General features: G+C 72.4%; 18 protein-coding genes. 10 read left to right on the top strand and 8 right to left on the bottom strand.

Going from position 1 to position 23247, the window contains the following annotated elements:
* Positions 1-63 precede the first annotated feature (63 nt).
* On the top strand, positions 64-1338 hold the full coding sequence (locus tag J7W19_RS12435; protein WP_040892047.1) for an ATP-binding protein: 1275 nt from the start codon (positions 64-66) through the stop codon (positions 1336-1338).
* Positions 1339-1395: 57 nt separating this feature from the next.
* Here J7W19_RS12435 and J7W19_RS12430 read toward each other — a convergent pair whose 3' ends face one another.
* A complete protein-coding gene (locus J7W19_RS12430) occupies positions 1396-1941 on the bottom strand; it encodes a GtrA family protein (RefSeq protein ID WP_040892044.1) in 546 nt (181 codons plus the stop codon).
* A gap of 150 nt (positions 1942-2091) precedes the next feature.
* Between J7W19_RS12430 and J7W19_RS12425 the strand changes: the two genes are divergently transcribed.
* From J7W19_RS12425 to J7W19_RS12415, 3 genes are read left to right on the top strand one after another with little or no spacing between them, the layout of a single operon-like run.
* Positions 2092-3285, top strand: coding sequence for a 5-(carboxyamino)imidazole ribonucleotide synthase (locus J7W19_RS12425; protein WP_078588223.1), 1194 nt, complete (start codon positions 2092-2094; stop codon positions 3283-3285).
* Positions 3282-3824 (top strand): 5-(carboxyamino)imidazole ribonucleotide mutase, encoded by a 543-nt coding sequence (gene purE, locus J7W19_RS12420; RefSeq protein WP_004952290.1) that lies wholly within the window; start codon positions 3282-3284, stop codon positions 3822-3824. Before J7W19_RS12425 ends, purE begins: the two co-directional genes overlap by 4 nt.
* An 11-nt stretch (positions 3825-3835) precedes the next feature.
* Entirely contained in the window at positions 3836-5026 is a 1191-nt protein-coding gene (locus J7W19_RS12415) for a dipeptidase (protein ID WP_004952288.1), read from the top strand.
* A 248-nt stretch (positions 5027-5274) separates the two neighbouring features.
* Here J7W19_RS12415 and J7W19_RS12410 read toward each other — a convergent pair whose 3' ends face one another.
* The gene (locus tag J7W19_RS12410; protein WP_004955759.1) at positions 5275-6615 is read right to left on the bottom strand and encodes a UDP-glucose dehydrogenase family protein; all 1341 of its coding nucleotides are present in this window, start codon (positions 6613-6615) and stop codon (positions 5275-5277) included.
* 174 nt (positions 6616-6789) lie between these two features.
* On the opposite strand from J7W19_RS12410, the gene J7W19_RS12405 reads away from it, so the two are divergent.
* Together J7W19_RS12405 and J7W19_RS12400 are read left to right on the top strand one after the other, a co-directional pair.
* Complete coding sequence (locus J7W19_RS12405; RefSeq protein ID WP_004955761.1) at positions 6790-7947, top strand: acyl-CoA dehydrogenase; 1158 nt, start codon at positions 6790-6792, stop codon at positions 7945-7947.
* 152 nt (positions 7948-8099) lie between these two features.
* A complete protein-coding gene (locus J7W19_RS12400; protein WP_004955763.1) occupies positions 8100-8882 on the top strand; it encodes a VOC family protein in 783 nt (260 codons plus the stop codon).
* A gap of 24 nt (positions 8883-8906) precedes the next feature.
* Here the strand turns inward: J7W19_RS12400 and J7W19_RS12395 are convergent, their stop codons facing one another.
* Entirely contained in the window at positions 8907-10166 is a 1260-nt protein-coding gene (locus J7W19_RS12395) for an LCP family protein (RefSeq protein ID WP_040892779.1), read from the bottom strand.
* A gap of 120 nt (positions 10167-10286) precedes the next feature.
* On the opposite strand from J7W19_RS12395, the gene J7W19_RS12390 reads away from it, so the two are divergent.
* Positions 10287-10844: an acyl-CoA thioesterase gene (locus J7W19_RS12390; protein WP_004955767.1), complete on the top strand. Its 558-nt coding sequence runs from the start codon at positions 10287-10289 to the stop codon at positions 10842-10844.
* Between the two features lie 134 nt (positions 10845-10978).
* Here J7W19_RS12390 and J7W19_RS33930 read toward each other — a convergent pair whose 3' ends face one another.
* The gene (locus J7W19_RS33930; protein WP_233478099.1) at positions 10979-12805 is read right to left on the bottom strand and encodes an LCP family protein; all 1827 of its coding nucleotides are present in this window, start codon (positions 12803-12805) and stop codon (positions 10979-10981) included.
* A gap of 218 nt (positions 12806-13023) precedes the next feature.
* Here J7W19_RS33930 and J7W19_RS12380 point away from each other — a divergent pair, with 218 nt between their 5' ends.
* Positions 13024-14037, top strand: coding sequence for a glycosyltransferase family 2 protein (locus tag J7W19_RS12380; RefSeq protein WP_040892057.1), 1014 nt, complete (start codon positions 13024-13026; stop codon positions 14035-14037).
* A gap of 77 nt (positions 14038-14114) precedes the next feature.
* On the opposite strand, the gene J7W19_RS12375 is transcribed toward J7W19_RS12380, so the two are convergent.
* The 4 genes from J7W19_RS12375 to J7W19_RS12360 all read right to left on the bottom strand — a co-directional run bounded on the left by J7W19_RS12375 (position 14115) and on the right by J7W19_RS12360 (position 20180).
* Complete coding sequence (locus tag J7W19_RS12375) at positions 14115-15893, bottom strand: LCP family protein (protein WP_004952357.1); 1779 nt, start codon at positions 15891-15893, stop codon at positions 14115-14117.
* A gap of 101 nt (positions 15894-15994) precedes the next feature.
* A complete protein-coding gene (locus tag J7W19_RS12370; RefSeq protein WP_004952359.1) occupies positions 15995-17827 on the bottom strand; it encodes an LCP family protein in 1833 nt (610 codons plus the stop codon).
* Positions 17828-18075: 248 nt separating this feature from the next.
* Entirely contained in the window at positions 18076-19338 is a 1263-nt protein-coding gene (locus J7W19_RS12365) for an LCP family protein (RefSeq protein ID WP_233478098.1), read from the bottom strand.
* 89 nt (positions 19339-19427) lie between these two features.
* On the bottom strand, positions 19428-20180 hold the full coding sequence (locus tag J7W19_RS12360) for a TIGR03089 family protein (protein ID WP_004952365.1): 753 nt from the start codon (positions 20178-20180) through the stop codon (positions 19428-19430).
* Between the two features lie 139 nt (positions 20181-20319).
* Here J7W19_RS12360 and J7W19_RS12355 point away from each other — a divergent pair, with 139 nt between their 5' ends.
* Together J7W19_RS12355 and manB are read left to right on the top strand one after the other, a co-directional pair.
* Entirely contained in the window at positions 20320-22017 is a 1698-nt protein-coding gene (locus tag J7W19_RS12355; RefSeq protein WP_004952368.1) for a peptidoglycan recognition protein family protein, read from the top strand.
* 118 nt (positions 22018-22135) lie between these two features.
* On the top strand, positions 22136-23242 hold the full coding sequence (manB, locus tag J7W19_RS12350) for a mannose-1-phosphate guanylyltransferase (protein WP_040892061.1): 1107 nt from the start codon (positions 22136-22138) through the stop codon (positions 23240-23242).
* The last annotated feature ends 5 nt before the right edge of the window (positions 23243-23247 follow it).

The raw sequence follows: 23247 nt of genomic DNA, 5'->3' as shown, positions 1-23247 counted from the left end.
CGCCCCGCGCCCGGGGCAACCGGGGGGCACCGAACAACGGAACAACGAGCCGGAGAACCGCCCGTGCGCCGCCGATTGATCAACTCCACGCTCGCCGTCGTCCTCGTCGTGATCGCGGTCTTCGGGATCTCGCTGGTCATCGTCGAGACGCGGACCATCGAGAGCAGCGCGCAGGAGAGCGTGCAGTCCGAGGCGGTGCGGCTGGTCAGCAGCGTCGAGGGGCGGCTGGCCGGCGGCGAACGGGTCGAGGCGGGCGTACTGCAGCAGCAGATCGCCCAGGACCGGTACGCGCGGGTGGAGATCCCCGGCCGCAAGCCCATCGAGGTCGGCACCCGCCCCGAGGGCGGGCTGATCGTCTCGGAGCAGACCGGGGAGCACGGCGAGCGGGTCCGGGTGGAGGAGTCCCGCTCGGCCGTCAGCAAGGAGGTCGGCCGGACGCTGCTGGTGATCCTCGCGGTGGCCCTGCTGGCCGTCGTCGCCGCCGTCTTCCTCGCCGTCCGGCAGGCCAACCGCCTGACCGCGCCCCTCACCGACCTCGCCGAGACCGCCGAGCGGCTCGGCTCCGGAGACCCCCGCCCCCGCCACCGCCGCTACGGCGTCCCCGAGCTGGACCGGGTCGCCGACGTCCTCGACAGCAGCGCGGAACGCATCGCCCGGATGCTCACGGCGGAACGGCGGCTCGCCGCCGACGCCTCCCACCAGCTCCGCACCCCGCTGACCGCGCTGTCCATGCGGCTGGAGGAGATCACGCTCACCGACGACCCGGACACGGTCAAGGAGGAGGCGACGATCGCCCTCACCCAGGTCGAGCGCCTCACCGACGTCGTCCAGCGGCTGCTGACCAACTCGCGCGACCCCAAGACCGGCTCCGCCGTCACCTTCGACCTCGACGAGGTGATCAAGCAGCAGCTGGAGGAATGGCGGCCCGCCATCCGCGCCGGCGGCCGGGCCCTGGTCCGCTCCGGCAAACAGGGGCTCCGCGCGGTGGGCACGCCCGGCGCGGTCTCGCAGGTCATCGCGACGCTGATCGAGAACTCCCTGACCCACGGCGACGGAGCGGTGGCCCTGCGCACTCGGGTCACCGGCAACCAGGCGGTGGTCGAGGTCTCCGACGAGGGTCCGGGCGTTCCGACGGACCTGGGCGCGCGGGTCTTCGAACGGACGGTCAGCGGCCGGAACTCGACGGGCCTGGGCCTGGCCGTCGCCCGGGACCTCGCGGAGGCGGACGGCGGCCGGCTGGAACTGCTCCAGCAGCGCCCGCCGGTGTTCGCGCTGTTCCTGAGCATGGAGGCGGGGCCGGGGAGCCGGGAGCCGGAGCGGGAGGAGCGGGGGGACTGATTCCCCGACGGCGTGTGGGCGCCGGCCCGGGCGTCAGGGGGTCGGGCTGCCCGGCCGTCAGTGGCGCGTCGACGAAGCCCGGTGCCGCTGGCGCGGGATCTCCGGAGTGGCGGAAGCCTTCGGAGCCTGCGCCAGAAACGATTCAGCCGCCTCGACGGTCGCCTGCGTCACCGGCAGCCGCTTGAACACCCACGTCCGGTACGACCAGAACCGGAACACCGTCCCGATGCCCAGCCCCACCACGTTCTTGGCGATGTTGTCCGCCACCGCGGAAGTAAGGCCGAAGCCGTAGTGCGACAGCGCCAGGATCCCGTTCTCGATCACCAGGCCGACGCCGCTGAACAGCAGGAACAGCGTCAGCTCCCGGCTGCGGCGGCTCTTGTCGCAGTCGCGGTACGTCCAGTAGCGGTTGCCGACGTAGTTCGCCGCGATGGCGAAGCAGGTGGCGATCACGCCCGAGCGGACCACGGCCAGCCCCGAGTGCCGGCACATGTTGAAGATGACGGTGTTGACCACGAAGCCGACCGCGCCGATGGCGCCGAACTTGGCGATCTCGCGGACCAGCCGCTCCAGCCGGGAACGCACTGCGCGCCGATGACTCATGGTTTCGTCAGGCTCCGTGGGGAAGGCGGACAGGGCGTGGGGCGACTCACCATGCTAGCGAGCGCTTCCGGTTACCGGCCGGGGGCCGGGTGAATACCGGACGAACGCCCGCCGCCCCGCCCGCCACCGTCCGATGACCGGCCGGCTTGGATGATCATCCAAGCCCGGGGCCGGGCCGGTCGTGCGTACGGATACCCTGTTGGCGTGACGTTCCCGGTAGTCGGCATGGTCGGCGGCGGTCAGCTCGCCCGTATGACCCACGAGGCGGGCATCCCCCTCGGCATCAGATTCAAGCTGCTCAGTGACACTCCGCAGGACTCGGCGGCGCAGGTCGCGAACGAGGTGGTGGTGGGGGACTACCGCGACCTCGACACCCTTCGTGCGTTCGCACAAGGCTGCGATGTGATCACCTTCGATCACGAGCACGTTCCGACCGAGCACCTACGGGCCCTGGAGGCGGACGGCATCCCCGTCCGCCCGGGGCCCGACGCGTTGGTGCACGCCCAGGACAAGGGCGTGATGCGGGCGAAGCTCACGGAGATCGACGTTCCCTGCCCACGCCACCGCATCGTGGCCGATCCGGCCGACGTCGAGCGGTTCGCGGCGGAGGGCGACGGCTTCCCCGTCGTCCTCAAGACGGTGCGCGGCGGCTACGACGGCAAGGGCGTGTGGGTGGTCCGCGACGCCGCGGGGGCGCGGGACGCCTTCCGCGCCGGGGTGCCTGTCCTCGCCGAGGAGAAGGTGGACTTCGTCCGCGAGCTGGCCGCCAACGTCGTGCGCTCCCCGCACGGCCAGGCCGTCGCCTACCCGGTCGTCGAGTCGATCCAGGTCGACGGCGTCTGCGACACGGTCATCGCCCCCGCCCCCGGCCTGTCCCCCGAGCTGTCCGCCGAGGCGCAGCGGCTCGCGCTGCGGGTCGCCCAGGAGCTGGGCGTCGTCGGTCACCTGGCCGTCGAGCTGTTCGAGACCCGGGACGGCCGGATCCTCGTCAACGAGCTGGCGATGCGCCCGCACAACTCCGGCCACTGGACCCAGGACGGCGCGGTCACCTCGCAGTTCGCCAACCACGTCCGGGCCGTCCTCGACCTGCCGCTCGGCGACCCGCGCCCGCGCGCCCGGTGGACCGTCATGGCCAATGTTCTGGGCGGCGACTATCCGGACATGTATTCCGCGTACCTCCATTGCATGGCACGCGACCCGGGACTGAAGATCCATATGTACGGCAAGGACGTCAAGCCCGGCCGCAAGGTCGGACACGTCAACACCTACGGCGACGACCTGGACGACGTGCGCGAGCGCGCCGCCCACGCCGCCGGATACCTGCGAGGGACGATCACCGAATGAGCAGCTCCCCCGGCACCGGCGCCCCGGTCGTCGGCATCGTCATGGGCTCCGACTCCGACTGGCCCGTCATGGAGGCCGCCGCCCAGGCGCTCGCCGAGTTCGAGGTCCCTTACGAGGTCGACGTCGTCTCCGCGCACCGGATGCCCCGCGAGATGGTCGCCTACGGAGAGCGGGCGGCCGGCCGGGGGCTGAAGGCGATCATCGCGGGCGCGGGCGGCGCGGCCCACCTGCCCGGCATGCTGGCCTCCGTCACCACCCTCCCGGTGATCGGCGTCCCGGTCCCGCTCAAGTACCTCGACGGCATGGACTCGCTCCTCTCCATCGTCCAGATGCCGGCCGGCGTCCCCGTCGCCACCGTCTCCGTCGGCGGCGCCCGCAACGCGGGCCTGCTCGCCGTGCGCATGCTCGCCGCGCACGACCCCGGCCTGAGCGCCCGGATGAGCCGCTTCCAGGAGGAGCTCAACGAGCAGGCGACGGAGAAGGGCCGCCGCCTGCGCGCCAAGGCACAGGGCGAGACCGGCTTCGGCTTCGGAAAGTAGGGGGGACGGACGTGACGGAACCGCTCGACCGCGCCCGCGAACTGCTGGCCGCCCACCCGATCGTCGACGGGCACAACGACCTCCCCTGGGCGCTGCGCGAACAGGTCTCCTACGACCTCGACCGCCGCGACATCGCCACCGACCAGAGCGCCGCCGGCCTCCACACCGACCTGCCCCGGCTGCGCGCCGGCGGCGTGGGCGCCCAGTTCTGGTCCGTGTACGTCCGCAGCGACATGGCCGGCGACGACGCGGTGAGCGCCACCCTCGAACAGATCGACGTCGTCCGGCGGCTCGCCGAACGCCACCCGGCGGACCTGCGGCTCGCCTTCACCGCCGACGACATGGAGGCCGCCCGCGCAGAGGGCCGCATCGCCTCCCTGATGGGCGCCGAGGGCGGCCACAGCATCAACTGCTCCCTGGCCACGCTGCGCGCCCTGTACGCGCTGGGCGTCCGCTATATGACCCTCACCCACAACGACAACATCCCGTGGGCGGACTCCGCGACCGACGAGCCGCGCGCCGGCGGCCTCACCCGCTTCGGCGAGGAGGTCGTGCGCGAGATGAACCGCCTCGGCATGCTCGTCGACCTCTCGCACGTCTCCGCCGACACCATGCGGGACGCGATCCGGGTCAGCGAGGCGCCGGTGATCTTCTCGCACTCCTCCGCCCGCGCGGTCTGCGACCACCCGCGCAACGTGCCCGACGACGTCCTGGCCTCGCTGGCGGCCAACGGGGGCGTCGCGATGGTGACGTTCGTCCCCAAGTTCGTCCTCCCCGAGGCAGTCGCCTGGACCAAGGCGGCGGACGAGAACATGCGCGCGCACGGCTTCCACCCCCTCGACACCAAGCCCGAGGCGATGGCCGTCCACCAGGCGTTCGAGGCCGGCCACCCCCGCCCGGTCGCGACGGCGGCGACGGTCGCGGACCACCTGGACCACATGCGGGAGGTCGCCGGGGCCGACCACATCGGCATCGGCGGCGACTTCGACGGCACCGCCTTCACGCCGTCGGACCTGTCGGACGTGGCCGGATACCCGAACCTGATCGCGGAGTTGCTGCGACGGGGGTGGTCGGAGGCGGACATCGCCAAGCTGACGTGGGGGAACGCGGTGCGGGTGCTGCGGGAGGCGGAAGCGGTTTCCCGGGCCGTTGCCGCGCGCCGCGGACCTTCGATCGCGACGATCGGTCAGTTGGACGGGTGAGTGGCCCCTGCCCCGCCCTTTCACCGTTTCTTGCGGGGGTGGGCCCCCGCCCCCCTGAAACCGCGCTTCGCGCGGTTGTCCTCAAGCGCCGGACGGGCTGAAGTGTGCGCCCGGGCGCGCTATCCAGCCCGTTGGGGGTGCCCCCTCTGGGGGAGTTTGAGGACGAGCGGCGGAGCCGCGAAAGGGGGGTCTGGGGCGCAGCCCCAGGAAACGGCGAAAGGGCGGGACCGGGGCACCCGCCCGAAGGGCTAAGCCCGCGGCCGCCCCATGGCCCGGAACGTCCACCCGGCCGCCCGCCACGCGCCAGCGTGCAACGCATTGCGACCGTCCAGAATCTGCGGCGAAGCCACAACCTCCCGCAGCGCCGCGGGATCCAGCTCCCGGAACTCCGCCCACTCGGTCAGGTGCAACACCACATGCGCCCCCCGGCAAGCCTCCGACGCACTCGCCGCGTAACCAAGCGTCGGGAACACCCGCCGAGCGTTCTCCATCCCCTTCGGGTCGTACACGGTCACCTGACCGCCCTGCAGATGGATCTGCCCGGCCACGTTCAGCGCGGGCGAGTCCCGCACATCGTCCGAATCCGGCTTGAAAGTGGCGCCGAGCACGGCGACCCGCCGTCCGAGGAAGCCACCCCCCACCGCTTCGCGAGCGAGCTCGACCATGTGCCCGCGCCGCCGCATGTTGATGGAGTCGACCTCGCGGAGGAAGGTGAGCGCCTGGTCGGCACCCAGCTCGCCGGCGCGGGCCATGAAGGCGCGGATGTCCTTGGGCAGGCAGCCGCCGCCGAAGCCGATGCCGGCGCGCAGGAACTTCTTCCCGATCCGCTCGTCGTGCCCTATGGCCTCGGCCAGTTTGGCGACGTCGCCGTCGGCGGCCTCGCACACCTCGGCCATCGCGTTGATGAAGGAGATCTTCGTGGCGAGGAAGGAGTTGGCGGCGGTCTTCACCAGCTCGGCGGTCGGGTAGTCGGTGACGACGAACGGCGAACCCTCGCCGATCGGCGTCGCGTACACCTCGCGCAGCACCTTCTCCGCGCGCTCGCCCTCGACGCCGACGACGATGCGGTCGGGGTGCAGGGTGTCCTGGACGGCGAAGCCCTCGCGGAGGAACTCGGGGTTCCAGGCGAGCTCCACCTCCTCGCCGGCGGGGGCGAGTTCGGCGAGCTTGCGGGCCAGGCGGGCGGCGCTGCCGACGGGCACGGTGGACTTGCCGACGACGAGCGCGGGCCGGTTCAGCCGCGGGGCGAGCGAGGCGACCGCGGCGTCCACGTACGACATGTCGCACGCGTACTCGCCGTGCTTCTGCGGGGTGTTGACGCAGATGAAGTGGACGTCGCCGAACTCGCCGACCTCCTCCCACGAGGTGGTGAACCGCAGCCGCCCGCTGGATCCCTCCAGCCCCGCGACGTGCTTGCGCAGCAGGTCCTCCAGGCCCGGCTCGTACATGGGCACCTCGGCCCGGGCGAGCATCTCGACCTTCTCCGGGACCACATCGAGGCCCAGGACTTCGAAACCGAGCTCGGCCATGGCCGCCGCGTGGGTGGCGCCGAGGTAGCCGGTGCCGATCACAGTGATCTTGGGGGCCATGCGTGCTCCAGGTACGTACGGGCGTGCTGACTGCGTGGCCCGAGCATAGTCCGGGGCGGTCGTGGGGAGATTCCCCATGATCTGCAGCTGTCGGCAAGCTCACGTATCCCGTCCGGGCCCCGGCCCCTAGAATCACGGTTACTAAACGGTAGTTAACGCTCTGGGGAGTTCGCCTTGGCGGGAAACAAGGACTTCGACCTGTACCGGCCGTCCGAGGAGCACGACGAGCTCCGCAAGGTCGTTCGCTCGCTCGCCGAGGCGAAGATCGCGCCGTTCGCCGCGGAGGTGGACGAGGAGGGCCGCTTCCCGCAGGAAGCGCTCGACGCGCTGACGGCGGCCGATCTGCACGCGGTGCACGTGCCGGAGGAGTTCGGCGGCGCGGGTGCCGACGCCCTCGCGACGGTGATCGTCATCGAGGAGGTGGCCCGCGTCTGCGCCTCCTCCTCCCTCATCCCGGCGGTCAACAAGCTCGGCTCGCTGCCGGTCGTCCTCTCCGGCTCCGAGGAGCTGAAGAAGAAGTACCTGAGCCCGCTCGCCAAGGGCGACGGCATGTTCTCGTACTGCCTCAGCGAGCCCGACGCCGGCTCGGACGCGGCCGGCATGAAGACGCGCGCCGTGCGCGACGGCGACTTCTGGGTGCTCAACGGCGTCAAGCGCTGGATCACCAACGCGGGCGTCAGCGAGTACTACACGGTGATGGCCGTGACCGACCCGGAGAAGCGCTCCAAGGGCATCTCCGCGTTCGTCGTCGAGAAGTCCGACGAGGGCGTCTCCTTCGGCGCGCCGGAGAAGAAGCTCGGCATCAAGGGCTCGCCGACCCGCGAGGTCTACCTCGACAACGTCCGCATCCCCGCCGACCGCATGATCGGCGAGGAGGGCACGGGCTTCGCCACGGCGATGAAGACCCTGGACCACACCCGCATCACCATCGCGGCCCAGGCCCTCGGCATCGCCCAGGGCGCCCTCGACTACGCCAAGGGCTACGTCAAGGAGCGCAAGCAGTTCGGCAAGCCGATCGGCGACTTCCAGGGCGTCCAGTTCATGCTCGCCGACATGGCCATGAAGCTGGAGGCGGCCCGCCAGCTCACCTACGCGGCGGCGGCCAAGTCCGAGCGCCTCGACGACGACCTCACCTTCCACGGCGCGGCGGCGAAGTGCTTCGCCTCCGACGCGGCCATGGAGATCACCACGGACGCCGTCCAGCTCCTCGGCGGCTACGGCTACACGCGCGACTACCCGCTGGAGCGGATGATGCGCGACGCGAAGATCACGCAAATCTACGAGGGCACGAACCAGGTCCAGCGGATCGTCATGGCGAGGAACCTGCCGTAGCAACGGAGGCACGCCTGCGCCGACGCCCCCGCCGGAACCGGTGGGGGCGTTCGCGCACCGGCCGGCGGCTCCTTCCGGTGGCGCACCCGCCCCACACGCCCCACCCTGGACACGACCCTGGGGGGACCGCCGTGCGCCAGGAGGCGAGCGTCATGCCCGAGGTACGTGAGGCGTACGCGCCCGGTACGCCGTGCTGGGTGGATCTGATGGCACCGGACCAGCGGGCGGCGCTGGACTTCTACCGGGACCTGTTCGGCTGGCAGGGGGAGCCCGGGCCGCCGGAGACCGGCGGGTACGCCGTGTGCACGCTGGACGGGCGGGCCGTGGCGGGGATCGGGCCCGCGATGGCGCAGGAGGGACAGCCCCCGCCGCCGACCGCCTGGACGACGTACCTGGCGGTGGCGGACGCCGACGCCGCGGTGGACGCGGTCGCGGAGCACGGGGGACGGGTGCTGGTGCCCGGGATGGACGTGCTGACCTTCGGCCGGATGGCCGTCGTCGCGGACTCCACGGACGCCGTGTTCGGACTCTGGCAGACCAGGGACTTCTTCGGGTGCGAGGTGGTCAACGAGCCGGGCGCGGTGATCTGGAACGAGCTGAACACCTCGGATCCGGAGGCGGCGGGGACGTTCTACCGGGCCGCGTTCGGGATCGAGGCGGCGCCGATGGAGGAGGCGCCCGGCTACTTCGCGCTGAAGGCGGACGGGCGGCCGGTCGGCGGGATGCAGGGGCTGGAGCGGTTCCCCGAGGGGACGCCCTCGCACTGGCTGACGTACTTCGCCGTGGACGGCACGGACACCACGGTCGACGCGCTCGTCCGGGCGGGCGGCTCGGTACTGGTACCGCCGTTCGACATGGTCGCGGGCCGGATGTCCGTGGTCTCCGACCCGCAGGGCGGGATCTTCGCCGTCATCCAGGGGGCGGAACCGGCCTGAGCGCGGCCCCGCCCCCGGCGGCGCCTACTCCACCGTGACCTTCTCGTCCTTCTTCAGCTGAGCGAAGAGCTGCTTCGACTTGACCGGGTCCCACTTCACCGCGACGCCGTCGCCGCGCGTCGCCAGGTTGGCGTTGCCTATCGGGACCGTCATCTGCTTGCCGTCGCCGCCCGTGACACCCTTCATCGCCCAGAACATCGACGTCAGGTCCCACAGCTCCATGTCGTCGTCGACGATCAGGGTGTCGAGGCCGGAGCCGATCACCGGGTAGAGGGTGAACGGGTTGAGGACGGTGGACGGCGAGGCCGCCTGCTTGGCGAGCGTGTTCAGGAACTTCTGCTGGTTGCGCATCCGGCCGAGGTCCTGGTCGGCTTCCTGGTGGCGCTGGCGGACGAAGGCCAGCGACTGCTTGCCGTCCAGCGTCTGGCAGCCGGCCTTGAGGTCGGCGCCCGAGTCGCGGTCCTTGATCGGCTTGTCGAGGCACATGTCGACGCCGCCGAGCGAGTCGACCAGGCTGCGGAACCCGCCGAAGCCGATCTCCGCGTAGTGGTCGATGTGCAGTCCGGTGTTGAACTCGATGGTCCTGACCAGCAGCTCCGGGCCGCCGTCCGCGTACGCCTGGTTGAGCTTGTGGGTCGAGGCGGGGAACCGCTTGCCGGTCTTCTGGCCGGTGAACGCCGGGATGGTGACGTACGAGTCGCGCGGCAGGCTGAGCATGGTGGTGCCGTTGTCACCGGTGTGCAGGATCATCATCGAGTCGGTGCGCTTGCCGTCGGCCGAGCCGGTGTGCAGTTCCTTCTTGTCCTCGTCCGACAGCCCCTCCCGGCTGTCCGAGCCGACGATCAGGTAGTTCGTGCCCTCGCCGCCCGACGGGCGGTCCTCCACCTTCCCGAGGTCGACCTCGCGGCGCAGCTTGGAGTCGGCCCAGAAGTAGGTGCTCACGGAGACCACCAGCACCACGGCGAGGAAGGCGAGCAGACCTATGGTGATCCGCTTGCGCCAGTTCGGCCGGCCGCCGCCGCGCGGCGAGCGCCGCGGCGCGGCCGGCCCGCCGGGGGTGCCGCCCGGACCGCCGCCGCGTCCGTAGACCTGTCCGGTGTTGTAACCGTCGTCACGGTGGCCGCCCGGTGCGCCGGGCGGCGGTCCCGGCTGCCCGTACTGCGGCGGTGGCCCGCCCTGGTGCGCGCGCGGGCCACCGCGCGCCCCTTCCGGGCGCGGGTGCGCGCCGCCGCCTCCATACGGGTACCGGCGGTCGTTGTTCCGCACTTCGGGCCACTCACTCATGAGGAGAAGTGTGCCCGCCCGCGGGACTGCTCCGGCCGGGTGGTACCGGACCGGGTCACGGCTGTTGCAGAGCTGACACACGGGCGGCCGGGTACATGCACCCCGCATACAGTGGGGTGCATGACCACTCAGGACCGGGCCCCCGAGTCCGGCACGGCCGGGATACCCGGCAAGCCGACCTCGGCCTCCCGTACGACGCTGTCCCACATCATGACCGCGAGCGACACGAACCTTCTGGGCACCGTGCACGGCGGGGTGATCATGAAACTGGTGGACGACGTGGCCGGCGCGGTCGCCGGCCGGCACTCCGGCGGTCCCGCCGTGACGGCGTCCATGGACGAGATGGCGTTCCTGGAGCCGGTCCGTGTCGGTGACCTCGTCCACGTCCAGGCGCAGTGCAACTGGACCGGGCGCTCCTCCATGGAGGTCGGCGTCCGCGTCATGGCCGAGCGCTGGAACGAGTCCACGCCCGCCGTGCAGGTCGGCAGCGCCTACCTCGTCTTCGCCGCCGTCGACGAGGAGGGCAAGCCGCGGCCCGTGCCGCCGGTCCTGCCGGAGACGGAGAAGGACCGGCGGCGCTACCAGGAGGCGCAGATCCGGCGCACGCACCGGCTGGCGCGCCGCCGCGCGATCAAGGAACTGCGGATGAACCGGGCGGCGGAGGGCCTGGAGGACTGAGGGGCGCATGATCAGCCCGTTGGGGGTGCCCCCTCTGGTGGAGTTTGAGGACAACCGCGCGGAGCGCGGTTTCGGGAGTGCGGGGGCGGAGCCCCCGCAAGAAACGGGAAGGGGCGGGACTGGGACCCCGGCGCTCAGTCGCCGCACACCACCCGGTCCCCCGTGACCACCCCCTGCGCGACGGAGCCCGCCCCCTGCCCGGCCGCCGGCCGTGGCCCCCGAACCTCCCGCACCCCCGCGAAATCCGCCCCCAGCGTCACCTGCATCAACGCCCCCTGCCCCGGCACGGCCCGCAGTTCGGCTCCCGGCAGGGCCACCGCGAGGGAGCGGGCGGAGCGGTCCCAGCGCGGGTCGAAGGCGATCACCGTGCGCAGCGCGGTCGGCGGCGGGGCGTCGGCCGGCAGGCCGGTGGTGAGGAAGCCGGCGGCCCGCAGCGCCGCGTCGGTCTCCTGCCCGAGCCCGGGGCGGCCGGAACCGTTGAGGAGCTGGACGCGGATCTGCCCGGGGGCCACCTCGATGGGCGCGGGTCCGCCGGGCGAGGCCGAAGCGGCCGGAACCCCGGAAACGCCCGGGACCCCCGAGGGGCCCGGAACCCCCGGGACGGCCGGAGCGGCGGACGCCCCGCCGGGCACCGGCACCGGCACCGGCACCGGCGCCGGCGCCTGCGACGGTCCGGGGACGCCCACCGGCCCAGGGACGCCCAGGGGTACGGGGACACCCAGAGGCACGCCGGCGCCCACCGCCCCGGGAACGCCCACCGCCCCCGGCCCCTTCCCGTCCGCCTCGGCGTCCGCATCCGCATCCGCGTCCGCATCCGCATCCGCGTCCGCATCCGCATCCGCGTCCGCGTCCGCATCCGCCCCCGCGGGCTCCGTCGGACCCCCGCTCGGCCCCCCGCCCGCCACCGCCCCCGCCAGCGGCCGATCCGCCCGCAGCGCCCGGAACAGCGGCGCGGCCGCGTTCTCGTCCCACCGCACGGTCGACCCGACCCCGGGCACCGGGAAGTCGACGGCCGCGATCGGCACCGACGTGAACTCGGTCGCGGCCGGCCGGAGCCCCCGCAGCGTACGGCCCAGCTCGACGAACTCGGCCGCGTCGAAACCGCGGTCCGCGCGGACCGCGCCCAGCAGGGCGGCGGCGACCCGCCGGAACACCGGCGGGTCGAGGAGCACCCCGCTGCTCGTCGCCCGCTGGAGCAGGGCGGCGACGAAGCGCTGCTGGCGGCGCATCCGGCCGAGGTCGGCGCTGGCGTCGAGGTGCCGGGAGCGGACATACTGCAGCGCCTGGCCGCCGTTCAGCGTGCTGGTCCCGGCCGGCAGGTCGAGCCCGCTGTGGTCGTCCCGGAGCGGCTCCTCGGTGCACACGCGCACCCCGCCGACCAGGTCGACCGTGCGCATGAAGCCGGCGAAGTCGACCTCCAGGTAGTGGTCGACGTGCACTCCGGTGAGCTGCTCGACGGTGCTGACGGTCAGCGCGGGCCCGCCCTCCGCGTACGCGGCGTTGAGCTTCTGCGGATGGGCCGGGCGGAGGGCGCCGGAGGCGTCGGCGCGGGCGGGGAGGACGGTGTAGGTGTCGCGCGGGAGGCTGACGACGGAGGCCCGGTCGCGGCCCCGGGAGAGGTGGACGAGCAGCATGGTGTCCGTGCAGTGGCACGGTTCGCCGCCCAGGTGGTAGCGGGTGCGCTCGTCCTCGGTGATGGTGTCGCGGCCGTCGGTGCCCACCACCAGGATGGTGGTGCCGTGGCCCGTGCGGGGGCGGTGGGAGAGGCCGGTGAAGGGGTCCACGCGGCGGATGCCCCGGTCGATGCCGTGCACCACGGCGTGCCCGGCGCCGCCGGCGACGAGGATGACGACGGCGAGCGCGGTGGCGACGCGCAGTCCCCAGCGGGGCCGTCGGGGGGCGCCGTGCCGGCCGCGGTCCGGGCGGCGGGCGCTGTCCGGTCCTGGGTCTGGTACTGGCACTTCGTGACCTCCGCGACGAGCTGGGGGCACCCCCGGCGCAGCAGGGGGACGGAACCGGGTCACCGTAGGTCAATACGATCAACAGGCCGGGGTTCCACGCCGTCCGGCCCCCGCCCGCCACCCGGGCGGCGCGGCTCCGCGTCCCCCGTTCGCGGTAACGTGGCGGCGTTTCCGTCCACCGCGGGGTGAACCCCTGACCCCCGTACCTCCGAGGAACCATGCCAGAGCAGCAGCCGCCCGCAGTTTCCGTGATCATGCCGGTGCTCAACGAGGAGCGTCATCTGCGCACCTCCGTGCGGCACATCCTGGAGCAGGACTACGCCGGTGAGCTGGAGGTGGTGATCGCCCTCGGCCCGTCCGCCGACCGTACGGACGAGATCGCCGCCGAGCTCGTCCGTGAGGACCCCCGGGTGCACACGGTGCCCAACCCGACCGGCCGCACCCCCGCCGCCCTGAACGCGGCGATCAAGGCGTCGCGTCACCCGATCGTGGTGCGGGTGGACGGGCACGGCATGCTCTCGCCCGACTACATCAAGACGGCCGTGCGGCTGCTGGACGAGACGGGTGCGCAGAACGTCGGCGGCATCATGCACGCCGAGGGGGAGAACGACTGGGAGCGGGCCGTGGCCGCCGCCATGACCTCGAAGATCGGGGTCGGCAACGCGGCGTTCCACACCGGTGGCGAGGCGGGCCCGGCCGAGACCGTCTACCTGGGCGTCTTCCGGCGGGAGGCGCTGGAGCGGCAGGGCGGGTACAACGAGGAGTTCATCCGCGCCCAGGACTGGGAGCTGAACTTCCGCATCCGCGAGGCCGGCGGGCTGATCTGGTTCTCGCCGGAGCTCAAGGTCTCGTACCGCCCCCGGCCGAGCGTGCGGGCGCTCGCCAAGCAGTACAAGGACTACGGCCGCTGGCGGCACGTCGTCGCCCGCTTCCACAAGGGCTCGATCAACCTCCGCTACCTGGCCCCGCCGACCGCCGTCGTCGCCATCGCGGCCGGGCTCGTGGTGGGCGCGGTGGTGACGCCGTGGGCGCTGGTCGTGCCGGGCGGTTACCTGGCGGCGATCGTCGCCGGCTCGGTGCCCGCGGGCAAGGGCCTGCCGCTGAAGGCGCGGGCGCAGATCCCGGTGGCCTTGGCCACCATGCACATGTCGTGGGGCTTCGGCTTCCTGACCAGCCCGCGCTCGCTCGCGAAGCGCGTCATCGCCAGCCGCCGCCCGGCGGTGCGGGCGTAGCGGACGCCGCCGTCCGACGGGCCGCCTCCGGTGTACGGGGGGCGGCCCGTCGTCGTCGGCCCACAGGCCAGAACCGGTCAGAACCGGTTGATCGGGTTGACCTCCATGCAGGCGGACTTGTCGTCGCCGTTGAGCGGGTCGGCGCTCTCCGGGGCCTTGTTGTCGGCGTTGTCGGTGTTGTCGGAGTTGGCACCCTGTTTGTGCTTCGGGTCCTCGTCGTCCCCGCCGCCGGGCTTGCTCCCGCCGGACTTCTTCCCGTCCGCCTTCTTGGCGTCGCCCTTCCCGTTCCCCTTGGCGTCCGCGGGCTTCGGGTACGTGTCGCCCTCGCGCCAGTCCCCGCCGATCACCAGCGTCACCTGCTCCGCCGACGGGGACAGCCGTACGGCGTCCTCCGGCAGGCCGAGCGCCTTGGCCACGGCCAGGGCATCCGCGCGCTGTGTCTGCTTCGGATAGGTGATCGTGGTGTCGGCCTGGGCGCGCGGGGTGGAGTCCGACGTCGTCTTGGTGAAGCCCTGCTTGACGAGGTACGACGCGATGTCCGAGCCGCGGCCGGTGGCGGGCGGGAGGACGGCGGTGCCGGTGCCGTTGAAGACGGTGACGGCGATCTTGTCCTTGGCCGGCGTGGCGGCGTGCTTCGCCGGGCCCTTGGCGTCGGCGGGCTCGGGCTTCTTCTTGTCCTTGCCGTCCAGCGCGATGTCGTTGCGGACGAGCGAGAACAGCTTGTCGGCGTCGCCCTTCTTGGGGATGACGTGGGCGTCCGGGTCCTGCGGGTCCTGCACCCAGGGCATGGTGGTCATGGTGATCCGGCTCGACGGCACCCGCTTGATGTCGTTGCCGAGGTCGTAGAGCTTCTTGACCGATCCCAGGTCCTTGTCGACGGTCAGCGCCTTGGTGGCCGACTCGGCGAGGTCGGTGAGCTGCCCGGGGTCGCTGAGCCGGCTGCCGGACTTCAGCTGACGGACCATCGAGTTCATGTAGAGGTGCTGGGCGTGGGTACGGCCGATGTCGCTGCCGTCCTCGAAGCCGTGCCGGGTGCGCAGCCACTGGAGGGCCTGCTCGCCCTTGATGGTGTGGGTGCCCTTCTCCAGCCGCAGCCCCGACTTGTCGTCGCGGATGTTGCTCTTCACGCAGACCGGCACGCCGCCCACCGCGTCGGCCATGCTCACCACGCCCGCGAAGTCGATCATCATGAAGTGGTCGATGGGGATGCCGGTGAGCTCCTCCCAGGTGGCCACCGTGCAGCCGGGACCGCCGTTCTGGAGGCTGGTGTTGATGATCTGGCTGCTGGTCTCCTTGTAGACCTTGCCGTCCGCCGGGTCGGTGCACTTGGGGATGGTCACGCGGGTGTCGCGCGGGACGCTGACGACCGACATGTTGCTGCGGTCGGCGGAGACGTGGACCAGCATCTGGACGTCGGCGAGGGCCGGCCGGTCGGCGTCCTCGCGGGCGCCGCCGAGGTCCTGGTTCTCCTTGCTGTTCCGGCTGTCCGAGCCCAGGAGGAGGATGTTCAGGGGGCGCTGGCCCGCCGCGTTGGGGACGCTCCGGTCGAGCTGTTTGTCGCCGAGGTTGAGCTTGCCCTTGCGGATGTTGCCGTTGAGGTGGCGGTAGTAGAGGTAGCCGGCCGCGGACGCCCCGAGCACGAGCAGTGCGAGGCAGAGCGCGGTCCAGCGGATTATTCGGACGGCGCGGCGGCGCGGCGGTCTGCCGCCACCGCCCGACGGACGGTCAGTTCCCTTGTCCGCGCCGCCGTTTCCGGCGGCGGAGGCGGCGTCCTTGCCGGACGCCTCCTCCTTCCCGGACTTCTCTTCGCCCCCGTTTTCGGCCTTTTCGTCCCCCCGTAGACCGTTGAGCCGCATTGGGCCTCCCCCTGAATGGTGCGCACGGCCCGCAGGGCAGGTGCGTTGTACCTGGTGACTCTGTTACCGGGTAGTGAGATGCACAAGTGTGTTCGCAGGATTCACTTCGCGCAGATTTGGTTGTCCGCTTCTACCCGCTGGATGTCCTTGGGGGCCTGCTTCGGGGCCTTCGGCGGGGTGACCGGCACGCCGGCCCCCTTGAAGTCGGCGCCGAGGGTGAGGGTCATCTCGGCCAGGGGGGCCGCGTCCTTGTCGGTCTGGTGGAGGGCGTCGGCGGGCAGGCCCATGGCCTCCGCCAGGGCCCGCGCCTGATCGGCCTGGTTCGGGGCGAACTGCAGGGTGGTCTTGGCGGTCTTCTGGCCGCCGGCGCCCGCGTTGCCGCCGTTGCCGGCGTGCGGCATGCCCTTGGCGTTCTGCATCCAGGTCACGGTCTCCTGGGCGGCGCCCACCTTCCCGCTGCCGTTGAGCACCTTGACGCGGACCTTGGCCGGCTCGGCCTTGGGACCCTTGAGCAGGGCCGCCTGCTTGGCGTCCTTCTCCTTCGCGGCGGCGTCGGCCTTCTCCTTGGCGGCCTTCTCCTTGCGCTTCACCTCGGTGAGGGAGACGTCCTCGCGGACCATGGCGAGCAGCGGCTCGGCCTTGGCCTCGTCCATGATGACCGTTTTGCGGATCTTGCCGTCGGCGGGGTTGTCCATGACCGGCAGCGTGGTGAAGGTGATGTTCTTCAGGCTCACCTTGCTGAGCTCCTTGGCCAGACTGGTGAGCTTGGTGATGGACCCTATGCCCGTGTCGACGGTCAGCGACTTGGTGGCCGCGTTGCTGAGGTCGTAGAGCTTCTTGGGGTTGGTGAGGGTGTCGTCCGACTTCATCTTGCGGATCATCGAACTCAGGAACTGCTGCTGGAGCTTGATGCGGTCCAGGTCGCTCTCGAAGCCGAAGCTGTGCCGGGTGCGGACGAACGCCAGCGCCTGCTCACCCTCGATCTCGTGCTTGCCGGCCGACAGCTTGAGGTGGGACTTGGGGTCGTTGACGTCCTTGCCCACGCACACCTCGACGCCGCCCACCGCCGAGGACAGCGACTTGACGGCGTTGAAGTCCGCCATCATGAAGTGGCTGACCTTCAGTCCGGTGATCTTCTCCACCGTCCGCCAGGTGCAGCCGGGGTCGCGGTCCTCCTGCCCCAGGCTCTCGTTGAAGCGCACCTTCTTGGAGCCGGGGATGTTCCGGGTGGTGCCGTCCTTCTTGGTGGGGCACTCGGGAATGTCGGTGATCATGTCGCGCGGGATGGAGATCACCGTCGCGTTGGAGCGGTCCTCGGCGACGTGGAAGAGGAGCGTGGTGTCGGCGTGGCCGACGCTGCCGTCGTCGCCGTAGCCGGTGTTGCCCTTGCCCGAGCGCTTGTCCGTGCCGATCACCAGGATGTTCACCGGGCCGTCGGGGACGGCCTCGTTGTCCACACCGACGTCGACCTTCTCGATGTTGCCGTTGAGGTGCTCGTAGAGGAGGTACGCGCCCAGCGAGCCGCCCACCAGCAGGAACGCCAGGGTGCCGCCGGTCCACAGCAGGACCTTCTTCTTCGTGCTCTTCTTCGGCTTCGCCTTGCGGCGGCCCGCGGCGGCGTTCGCGGCGGCACCGCCGCCGGCGGCCCTGCCGGCCGCCGCCTTGCCCGACCGCCGCCCACCGCGCTGCTCGGGAAGGGGCCGCCCGCCGCTCCGCGCGCCCGGCACGGGCTTCTTCCGCGCGCCGGGGGCGCCACCCGGCGGATTGCCGCCGACGGGATTGGACCGCGCACCGGCGGGGGAGACATGGTCAGAGGAGGGACCCGACGTGTCGGAGGGGTCGAGGCGCAGCTCGTAGCTGCCGGTCTTGGGGTCGAACACCCACTGGTCGGCGGGGTCGATGCCGTCCGCCCGCCCACGGCCTTGCGCGTCCACGGTCGCTTGAGTCCTCCGTCGGTGCCACGCGGCGCCTACCCCCGAGGCGCTCGGTCATGTCGTCTTGCAGTGCGCGATCACCGGCCGTGCGCACCGGACCGCTCACACTATCCGCCCAGTTCAGCGGCTAGCGACGTCAGTGACAAATCACGCACCCCTACAACTGGGCAATCCGCCCCATCTCTTCGCCGGAGTGCCGCCCCGACGCTTTCGCCGGGGCGAAAAGTCCGATCGTACCCCCGGTGCCGTCAACCGCAGATGCCGCGGGCGGCCGTGGTGCCCTCGTAGGTGGGGGGAGCGGTGGGCGACGGGCTCGCGGAACCGGTGGGAGGGACCTCCGCGGGGGCCTCGGTGGGGTCCGGTTCGCGGGGCGGCGCGGGGCGTCTGCCGGCGGCGCTCCCGCCGTCGGCGTTCTTGCCGTCGGCCGGGCGGACATGGGCGGTGACGGGCACCGGCCGGTCGTACCGCAGCAGCTCGAAGAGCCGGTCCGCGTCCGGCTGCACCAACTCGTCGCGGTCGGCGTTGTACTGGTACGGGCGGCGCGGCACGGTCAGGAACTGGACGTGCTCGGCGGGGATGTTGCGTACCGTGCGCACCAGGTCGTACATCTTGCGGAGCGAGTCCAGCCCGGCGTCCGTGGTGAGGGACTTCGTCGCCGCGTCGAGCACGGGGTAGAGGCGGGTGGGGTTGAGGAGCACCCCGTCGCTGCGCATCTCCTGGAACAGGGCCCCCAGGAACGCCTGCTGACGCCCCATGCGTTCGGTGTCGCTGCCGTCGCCGAGGCTGTGCCGGGCGCGGACGTAGCCGAGGGCCGCCTCGCCGTGCAGCACCTGCCGGCCGGCGGGCAGCTTCAGCCGGGCGTCGGGGTCGTCCATCGGCTTCTTCAGACAGACCTCGACCCCGTCGACCGCGTCCACCAGCCGTTTGAAGCTGGCGAAGTCCACGATGATGTGGTGGTCGACGCGGACGTGGGTGATGTTCTCCAGGGTGCGGATGGTGCAGGCGGCCCCGGCGTCCTCGAAGGCCCAGTTGAACTGGGCGAAATGCTCGTTGGTGTAACTTCCGTCCGGTTTACGGCAACTCGGGATCTTCGCCATCAGATCGCGCGGCATGCTGACGGCCGTCGCGCTCCTCCGGTCGGCGGCGAGGTGCAGCAGGATCGTGGTGTCCGAGCGCTGGGTGCCGCTGTCCGTGCCGTACTTGCCGTTCTCGGCGCCGCCACGGGTGTCGGAGCCGATGATCAGGATGTTCTGGGCGCCCGAGACCAGGGCGGTGGGGCGCTCCCGCTCGTACTGCGCCAGCTCGTCCGCCGTGCGGGTGTCCGTGGTGATGTTGCCGTCGAGGCGCTCGTAGAGCACCCAGGTCAGCACCGTCATCGCCACCAGCAGCACCACCAGCCCCAGCAGCAGCCGGCGCACCCAACGGCGCCGCCGCGGCGTGCGGGAACCGCCGTCCGCGCCGGGATCGGACGGACCGGACGGCCGGAGAGGTGCGCCTGAGCTGTGGGCCACGGGTGCGCGACTCCCTCCGGAGCGGGTCTCGGGGTGCCTACCCGTCGATCATCGCCCCGGAGTCGCGGCCCGGCAGCGCCAGAGGGCCGTCAGAGGGCCGTCACGGTGACGCGTTCGCTCGCCCGGCGCTGCGTCAGGGCCTCCTCGGAGAGTTCACCGAGGTGACGGCAGAGCACCACCGAGGCGCCCGCGGCCAGTGGGGCGTAGAGGCCGGCGGCGAGGCCGTCCCAGGTGTCGTACGGCAGCCCGGAGAGCAGCCGCGCGCCGGGCTCCAGCCCGCGCCCCGCCGCGTCCTCGCGCGCCCGTTCGACCACCTGCGCACCCGTCAGCTCCCGCCCGTCCACGACGAGCGCCGGGGCATGAGGGTCCACCGGGGCGTACGGGGCGAAGCGGTCGCCCTGGCCGGGGACCTCGACGGCGTAATCGAGGAAGCCCTGCGGCGGCTGTGGGAAGCGGCCGCCCAGTGGGCGGAGGGCGAGTGCCACGCGCTCCCCGGAGCAGGCGCGCGCCTCCTCCAGCCGGTCCGGGCCGCTCACCACGAGGTCGGCCGAGGCCGGGTCGCCGCCCACCTCGGCCACCACCCCGACGGAGGAGCAGGCGACCAGCCAGACGGCGGTCTGCCAGTGGGCGGGGAGGAGGAGCGCGAGGCGGTCGCCGGGCTCGGCGGCGAGCTCGCCCTGGAGCAGATTGGCGGTCTTGGCCACCCAATTGGCGAAGGTGGCCACGGACAGTTCCACGCGTTCGCCGGTGGCGTCGTCGTAGAAGGTCACGAGCGGGCGCGTCGGGTCCGCGGCGAGAGCGGAACGCAGCAGGTCGGCGGGGGTGCGGTCGGTGGCGTTCATCCCCGGAAGGGTACGCCGGGCGGGGCGTGACGGTCAGTCGGACGGGCGCGGTGCGCGGGCCGTCGTGGGCCGACAGGCCGTCACGGAATGAATGGACAGGAATGGACATGTTTGTCCGGATATGAGCAGGATCTGTGTCATGCGTGGATTCCTCGTCACCTCGGCGGTCACCGCCTGTGCCGCCACCTTGACCCTCCCCGTCCTCGGCGCGCCCGGTGCGGTCTCCGCGCCCGCCCGCCCGGCCGCCGCCCCGCCGAAGGCCCCCGGCGCGGCGCCGGTGCGGGCCCCCGCCGCCGTCCCGGCGAAGATCCCCGGCGCGACGTACTCGCTGCCCCTCGTCCCGCTGCCGACCGCGGAAGGCGGCGGGGCCGCCACGCCCGGCAGGGCCCAGGCGGAGTCGGCCGGGACCGGCATCCGGGGCCTGCGGCCCCAGCGGGTGAAACCGTTCTCCATGGTCGGCATCGTCTGGGACGACGCGGGGGCCGAACTCCGCGGCCGGGCCCAGGTCCGTACCCGGGCCGTGGGCGCGCGGACCTGGTCCGGGTGGCAGGACGTCCAGGTCCAGGACCACGACCGGCCCGACGCGGACGGCTCCGAGGCCCGCTCCGGCCTGCGCGGGGCCACGGCGCCGCTGTGGGTCGGGGCCTCGGACGCCATCGAGGTGCGGGTCCGGCCGGGGGCCGCCGCCGGGCGCCCGGCGGGCTCCGCCACGCTGCCGCGCGGACTGCGCGCCGAACTCGTCGACCCCGGCTCGGCGCCCGCCGCCCGGCAGCGCTCCCGCGCGGCGGCGCCCGCCCCCGACGACGAGGAACGCGCCACCTCCGCGGCCAACGCCCCGCTCGCCCCGCTGGGCGCCCACGAGATCCCCGCCGCCACCCACCGGCCCACCGCCGAGGAGGTCGCGACGCTCACGGCGGTCGCGCCGGGTGCGAGCGTGAGCGCCTCCACCACTACGCGGGACGGCCGGGACGGCCGGGACGGCACCGGTGGCACGGGCGGTACGGGCGACCGGTTCGGGGCGGAGGAGGACGCCTCGGCGGCGGAGGGACAGGGATCCGAGGGCACGGACCCCGGTGACGCGTCGGACGCGAGCACGGGTGCGAGCGCGGGCACGAGCGCCGATACGAGCGGCGAGTCCGGTGAGACCAGCGAGGCCGGTGTGAACGGCGAGAACGGCCCCGCGGACGCGGCCGCCGACGACGACACCGACACCGGCGCCGTCTACGCCGGACACGCCGGCCCGCGGCCCCGCATCGTCACCCGGGCCGGCTGGGGGGCCGACGAGTCGATGCGCGAACGGGGCTTCGTCTATACCAAGAAGGTGAAGGCGGCCTTCGTGCACCACACCGCCTCCGGCAACGGGTACACCTGCGCCCAGTCCCCCTCCGTCATCCGAGGTATCTACCGCTATCACGTCGTCAGCAGCGGCTGGCGGGACATCGGCTACAACTTCCTCATCGACAAGTGCGGCACCGTCTACGAGGGCCGGGCAGGCGGGGTGGCGAAGCCCGTCAAGGGCGCCCATACTCTCGGTTTCAACACGAACAGCATGGGGATCGCGGTGCTCGGCACCTATGGGACCACCAGCCCGGCCAAGGCCGCGGTGAACGCCGTGGCCGCCCTCACCGCCTGGAAGCTCGGCCTGTACAACGCCAACCCCCGCGGCACCACGACCCTGGTGTCGGCCGGCGGGAACCTCTTCAAGAAGGGGGCGAAGGTCAAACTCAAGGTCATCTCCGGTCACCGCGACGGCTACTCCACCGAGTGCCCCGGCGACCGCCTCTACGCCAAGCTCGGCACCGCCCGCAGCACCGCGGCCCGGCTCCAGGGCCGCTGACCGCCGTACCGCCGCTGACCGCCGTATTCGGAGGCGCACCGTCCGGCGGGCCGGTGCGGTCTGCATACACTGGCCGCCGTTCACGGCCCGGCCCCACCAGGAAGCAGAGACGAACACGTTGACTGAACCGCATCAGCCGCCTCCACGAGAAGCGATCCTCCTGGTCGGCGGCAAGGGGACCCGGCTGCGTCCGCTCACCGTGCACACGCCCAAACCCATGGTCCCGGCGGCGGGGGTGCCCTTCCTCACCCACCAGCTGGCCCGGGCCCGGGCGGCGGGCATCGAGCACATCGTGCTCGCCACCTCCTACCTGGCCGAGGTCTTCGAGCCGTACTTCGGCGACGGCTCGGCGCTCGGCCTGCACCTGGAGTACGTCACCGAGGTCGAGCCCCTGGGCACCGGCGGCGCCATCCGCAATGTCGCCCACCGGCTGCACTCGGGTCCCGACGACCCCGTCCTCATCTTCAACGGCGACATCCTCACGGGCCTCGACATCGAGGCCCTGATCTCCACCCACCGCACGGCGGGCGCGGACGTCTCCCTCCACCTCACCCGGGTGACCGACCCGAGGGCGTACGGGCTCGTCCCCACCGACGCCGACGGGCGCGTCACCGCCTTCCTGGAGAAGCCGCAGACGCCCGAGGAGATCGTCACCGACCAGATCAACGCCGGCGCCTACGTCTTCAACCGGTCCGTGATCGACACCATCCCGGCCGGCCGCCCGGTCTCCGTCGAGCGCGAGACCTTCCCCGGCCTGCTGGCCGACGGCGCCCACCTGCACGGCATGGTCGACTCCACCTACTGGCTGGACCTGGGCACCCCGCAGGCGTTCGTCCGCGGCTCCGCCGACCTCGTCCTCGGCCGCGCCCCCTCCCCGGCGGTCCCCGGCCGCTGCGGCGAGCGGCTGGTCCTGCCCACCGCCGAGGTCGCCCCCGACGCCAAGCTCATGGGCGGCACGGTGATCGGCGCCGGCGCCCGCGTCGAACCCGGCGCCCGGGTCGACGGCAGCACGGTCCTCGACGGCGCCGTCATCGAGGCCGGTGCCTCCGTCCGCGACTCCCTCGTGGGCGCGGGGGCGCGCGTCGGGGCGCGTACGGTCCTGGACGGCGCGGTCGTCGGCGACCACGCGGAGATCGGCTCCGACAACGAGTTCCGGACGGGCGCCCGGGTGTGGTGCGACGCGCGCATCCCGCGCGGCGCCGTGCGCTTCTCGTCGGACCAGTAGGCCGC

The organism is Streptomyces mobaraensis NBRC 13819 = DSM 40847, from assembly GCF_017916255.1.
Classification (GTDB): domain Bacteria; phylum Actinomycetota; class Actinomycetes; order Streptomycetales; family Streptomycetaceae; genus Streptomyces; species Streptomyces mobaraensis.
This window is presented reverse-complemented; position numbering and strand designations above follow the sequence as displayed.

Excerpts from the sequence above, each read along its gene's own strand:
- J7W19_RS12430 (WP_040892044.1), bottom strand. The coding sequence starts at position 1,941 with ATGAGTCATCGGCGCGCAGTGCGTTCCCGGCTGGAGCGGCTGGTCCGC.
- J7W19_RS12425 (WP_078588223.1), top strand. The coding sequence starts at position 2,092 with ATGATCATCCAAGCCCGGGGCCGGGCCGGTCGTGCGTACGGATACCCT.
- purE (WP_004952290.1), top strand. The coding sequence starts at position 3,282 with ATGAGCAGCTCCCCCGGCACCGGCGCCCCGGTCGTCGGCATCGTCATG.
- J7W19_RS12410 (WP_004955759.1), bottom strand. The coding sequence starts at position 6,615 with ATGGCCCCCAAGATCACTGTGATCGGCACCGGCTACCTCGGCGCCACC.
- J7W19_RS12400 (WP_004955763.1), top strand. The coding sequence starts at position 8,100 with ATGCCCGAGGTACGTGAGGCGTACGCGCCCGGTACGCCGTGCTGGGTG.
- J7W19_RS12395 (WP_040892779.1), bottom strand. The coding sequence starts at position 10,166 with ATGAGTGAGTGGCCCGAAGTGCGGAACAACGACCGCCGGTACCCGTAT.
- J7W19_RS12390 (WP_004955767.1), top strand. The coding sequence starts at position 10,287 with ATGACCACTCAGGACCGGGCCCCCGAGTCCGGCACGGCCGGGATACCC.
- J7W19_RS12380 (WP_040892057.1), top strand. The coding sequence starts at position 13,024 with ATGCCAGAGCAGCAGCCGCCCGCAGTTTCCGTGATCATGCCGGTGCTC.
- J7W19_RS12375 (WP_004952357.1), bottom strand. The coding sequence starts at position 15,893 with ATGCGGCTCAACGGTCTACGGGGGGACGAAAAGGCCGAAAACGGGGGC.
- J7W19_RS12360 (WP_004952365.1), bottom strand. The coding sequence starts at position 20,180 with ATGAACGCCACCGACCGCACCCCCGCCGACCTGCTGCGTTCCGCTCTC.
- J7W19_RS12355 (WP_004952368.1), top strand. The coding sequence starts at position 20,320 with ATGCGTGGATTCCTCGTCACCTCGGCGGTCACCGCCTGTGCCGCCACC.